The sequence below is a fragment of the Novosphingobium rhizovicinum genome, assembly GCF_040813635.1.
Classification (GTDB): Bacteria; Pseudomonadota; Alphaproteobacteria; order Sphingomonadales; family Sphingomonadaceae; genus Novosphingobium; species Novosphingobium rhizovicinum.
This window is the reverse complement of sequence record NZ_JBFNXR010000040.1, coordinates 1-3,578: the sequence shown is the minus strand read 5'-3', so window position 1 is coordinate 3,578 and position 3,578 is coordinate 1. Positions and strand designations below refer to the sequence as shown.

The window sequence follows — 3,578 nt, the reverse complement described above, 5'->3', positions numbered from 1 at the left end:
GCGGGCTTCTCACTCCCTCCCGGGTGGCCGCGAATTGCTCATAATGGTGGCCGGCATCAGCTCGGAATCCCGGCCGGGATCAAATCGGAATGCTGGCCGGGATGACCCGGGAATCCGCACGGCTCCTCAAGGTCGCCGCCCGCGTCATCGAGAGCGCATCCCGCATCCGCGTGGCCTTCGCTTATTATGATTGATTAAGCATAGACTGAGCACTGTCTGTTCACTACTTTCGACTATCCCGCACCTCAGTTACATGAAGGCTGTCGCCTGACGTGGCGTGCCTCCATCGTTACAAACTAAGTATGTCGTGACGTTTATTGATGTTTCGGAGCGCTCAGAATGGTGGCGGTTTCTCAACTCTCGCCGGCAGCAAAAGCTAAGATTAAGGCTATATCCGGGCCAAGACCCCGGCGTTATCTGTTCACCTTGGGGACAGCGTGGCTTGGCATCGCACTAGCGATTAGCTTAGCAATTATTTCAGAGAACACTTTAGTGTCCTTAGTAGCTATCTATGTGGTTGCTACCCGTCAAAACGTTCTTGCTCTTCTAATTCATGAGCAGACCCATTATCTCGGCTTTAAGTCCAGATATGGTGACTCAGTAGTTAATCTCCTTGCGGGCTACCCACTGTTGGCTGTGACGGTGGAGAATTATGCTCGAGTGCACCTTGCCCATCACCGATACTATTTTACCCCACTCGACCCCGACTTCACTAGAAAGCAAGGTCCAGAGTGGACATTTCCGATGAAGAAATCAAAGCTGTTTCTCTTGCTCATCCATGATCTATTTGGTGCCAGCTTCTTAAAATACTTGCTTAGGAAGAATAGTTCTCCTCTGGTTAGTACGCGTTCATTCCAGCGAAAAAGCCCATCGCCTGTGTGGCTAAGGTCGGCATTCTACGCAACAGGGGCTACTGTAATTCATTTGACAAACGGATGGTCTTACTTTTTTTTCTACTGGTTGGTGCCGCTTGCCACTATCTTTCCAGTGATTGTTCGGTGGAGCGCTATATGCGAGCACTCCTATGGCCATGAAGGCGCCGCAGTTGACGAGACGAGTCCGGTGATTTTACCCACCCTGATCAGCAGATTTTTTCTGCCGAACCTGAACTTTTCGATGCACGTGTATCATCATTATTATCCTGGTGTTTCATTCAGTGCACTTCCCGAAGTGCATCAGATTTTCGTGGAGGAGAATCTCGTGCGTCAGGACCAGCTCTTCTACGGGCATCTCGACTACCTGCGCTACGTCACCACTGGAAGCCGGGCTGCTGATGTGTCGTTGGATTGCTCTACGGTGAAGACCGCGACCTAGACCATATGTTCGCCTGAGGCTGGGCAAGCCCGTCTCGTAATATGCAGCGGTAGGATTGAGGTGGTCCCGCCTTCTTGGACAGATTGGCGGCTGAGTTAAGCTAATCCCGGTTGTCGTTCACGCCGCCTGTTTGATCATCAGATCATGGGGGGCATGCCCCCCATGATCTGATTGCCCGATCCGCCGATAAGCCTCGACCGGGGTCCGCCCGGCTAGGCCCGAGTGCGGGCGCTGGGTGTTATAATAGGTGATCCACCGACCAAGGCCAGCCTTCAACTCCGATCCGGTCTCGAAAGCATGGAGGTAGACTGACGTGATGTTGTGGACGACCTCCGCACCAGCGTAGCTGTGCGATGATGTGGTCGTTGTAGGTCCATGTGTGGACGACCTCCGCTGCGCAAGAGCTTTTCGGCAATGAGGACTCGGTCGGGTGCATCCATGTGTTCGGCCTGTTCACGCAGCACCTCATGGCTGCTGGCCCTGATGAAGTCCGCAGGCTGGCTCCCTAATCACGTCATCGCGCTCGAAGCGCTGTGACCCCCTGGGTTTCACCAACCCCCGGTCTGACCGGTTCGTCATCACTACTAAGCTGCTCCAACGCTTCCCATCACGCGATTATCGAGTGACGGAGATCTCCTTATGCTGCTGCGGCGGCGTAGACCTCCTTCCGCGTCATCACTGCCCAAGCAATCCGTGCTGTTTTATTGGCGAGCGCCACTGTCGCGATCTTCGCAGGCTTGCGCTCGAGCAGGCTCGCCATCCAGGGTTGCCGAGCCGGATTCTTGCGCGTCATTCGCATAACAGCTGTCGAACCAACGACCAGGAGCCGACGAAGATAGCCATCGCCCTGCTTGGTTATTCCGCCGAGCCGCTCTTTGCCACCAGAGCTGTTCGCGCGAGGTGTGAGCCCAAGCCAGGCGGCGAACTGACGGCCTGATCGAAACAGCGATGCGTCGGGCACCGCAGCTGGACGCCTCGAAGAACCGCCTATTTTCGGCGTGACGGCGGTATGATGGCGCACGAAGTGCGGCTCGGCACTGTTTCGGGGCGGTAATCTTCTGAATTTCGTGGTGGCTCAAGGCTCGAAGACCGGTTTCGGCATCATGCGGGCGCAATACGCCCCTCGAGCCAGGTGAGACGCTGGAAGTTATAGGCCAGGTTTGCCATCCCGATCTTGATGCGGGCGCGGGCGATGCCGATGGTGCGAACGACGAGCCCCATGCGGTGCTTTTGGCCGGCGAACACGTGCTCGACGGCTGAGCGGACTGCCGACCGCCTCGCATTGGCTCGCGTGATGCGCTTGGGCATGGGCCGGCGGTGCGGCTTGCGCTGATGGATGTTGCTGGTGAACATGCCTTTGGCCAGGAACGCCTCGTTCTTCTTGGAGCGGTAGGCTGTATCGGCCCATACGCCCGACGCCGTGTTGTCAGGGCTGATGAGGACCGGCAGCCTTGCACCATCATGAGCATTGGCGGCGCTGGCATCCCAGGTGCGGATCAGGCCATGCGTGCGGTCGATGCCTATGTGGTTCTTGTAGCCGAACATCGGGATGGCGAGGTCGACCGGCTTGAACGCCTTGGGATCAGCGCCCTCCTTCACCTTGGCTTTGGTGTACTTGACGCTCCAGCGCGCATCGCGGTCCTTCTGGCGGAGCTTGGCAGGCTTGTCCTTCCAGTGCTCGGGGATCCGGCCTTCCTTGATCGCCGCCTTCTCCTCCTGGGTGTTGCGCTGCTTGGGTGCCGGTACAACCGTGGCGTCGATGATCTGCCCGCCCATGGCGAGATAGCCCCGGTCGGTTAGCGCCGCATTGAAGCGGACGAACAGCCGGTCGATCGCCTTGGCTTTGACCAGCCTCTCGCGGAAAAGCCACACCGTCGTCGCGTCGGGCACCGTGCCGTCCAGCCCGAGCCCCAGGAACCGCTGGAACGAGAGCCGGTCCTTGATCTGGAACTCGGTCGCCTCGTCCGACAGCGAATACAGTGCCTGGAGCACCAAGATCTTGAACATCAGGACCGGATCGAACGGCGGCCTGCCCCCCTTGCCGCGGGCGCTCCGCCGCAGCGCCGCCACCAACGGACCGCGGAAAACCTCGAAGTCGACGACGGCCGTAAGCCGTTCAAGCGGATCGCCCGCGGCGCTGAGCGCCTCGTATCGGTCCGAAAGGTCAAAGAAACCCGGCTGTCCCGCCATCATCGCCTCCGCTCTCACGAAAGGCAGTGAATCAGCTCAGGCCGCTATGCGCCAGAGGTTTTTCGAGGCGTCCA

The 3,578-nt window shown here is 58.2% G+C and carries 2 protein-coding genes and 2 pseudogenes; 1 reads left to right on the top strand and 3 read right to left on the bottom strand.

The features are described 5' to 3' along the window. Positions 1-339 precede the first annotated feature (339 nt). Complete coding sequence (locus ABUH87_RS11010; RefSeq protein ID WP_367773495.1) at positions 340-1,314, top strand: fatty acid desaturase family protein; 975 nt, start codon at positions 340-342, stop codon at positions 1,312-1,314. A 117-nt stretch (positions 1,315-1,431) separates the two neighbouring features. Here the strand turns inward: ABUH87_RS11010 and ABUH87_RS11005 are convergent. The 3 genes and pseudogenes from ABUH87_RS11005 to ABUH87_RS10995 all read right to left on the bottom strand — a co-directional run. Next, positions 1,432-1,623 (bottom strand): annotated as a pseudogene (locus ABUH87_RS11005) (integrase core domain-containing protein); the annotation flags it as partial. A 328-nt stretch (positions 1,624-1,951) separates the two neighbouring features. Then, positions 1,952-2,281, bottom strand: a pseudogene (locus ABUH87_RS11000) (transposase); the annotation flags it as partial. A gap of 134 nt (positions 2,282-2,415) precedes the next feature. Continuing rightward, complete coding sequence (locus ABUH87_RS10995) at positions 2,416-3,504, bottom strand: IS5 family transposase (protein ID WP_367767718.1); 1,089 nt, start codon at positions 3,502-3,504, stop codon at positions 2,416-2,418. Positions 3,505-3,578 lie beyond the last annotated feature (74 nt).

Bases quoted from the DNA above. Each gene is read 5' to 3' on its own strand.
- ABUH87_RS11010 (WP_367773495.1), top strand. From the start codon at position 340: ATGGTGGCGGTTTCTCAACTCTCGCCGGCAGCAAAAGCTAAGATTAAG.
- ABUH87_RS10995 (WP_367767718.1), bottom strand. From the start codon at position 3,504: ATGGCGGGACAGCCGGGTTTCTTTGACCTTTCGGACCGATACGAGGCG.